The sequence below is a fragment of the Photobacterium sp. R1 genome, from assembly GCF_054600795.1.
The window spans coordinates 1-319 of sequence record NZ_BAAHZP010000324.1; the positions used below are offsets into that span (position 1 = coordinate 1).

Genomic DNA, 319 nt, shown 5'->3' on the forward strand with positions numbered 1-319 from the left:
TGCTGTCTCAGGCCGGGCAGGGATATCACACCCAAGTCAACGACTTGCTGCTCAGTGCGCTGGCTGTCGCGCTCTCGGAGACGTTCGGTCAGGCTGAGAACAGCATTCTTCTGGAGGGCCACGGCCGGGAGGCAATTGATGCACGGATTGATCTCTCCCGTACTGTAGGCTGGTTGACCACCATGTACCCGGTCAGGCTGACAAGCGCGTCAGAGATTGCCGGAACCATCGTTCAGACCAAAGAAATGCTACAGGCTATCCCAAACAAAGGGATCGGCTATGGTGCGCTGGCGGATCAGCTGAGTCAGCCTTTACCCCG

At 58.0% G+C, this 319-nt stretch carries 1 protein-coding gene; it reads left to right on the forward strand.

Features of this window, described 5'->3' with window-relative positions; all coding sequences use genetic code 11:
* On the forward strand, positions 1 to 319 hold a 319-nt coding region (locus ACYP03_RS25245; RefSeq protein ID WP_459782563.1), incomplete at both ends, for a condensation domain-containing protein.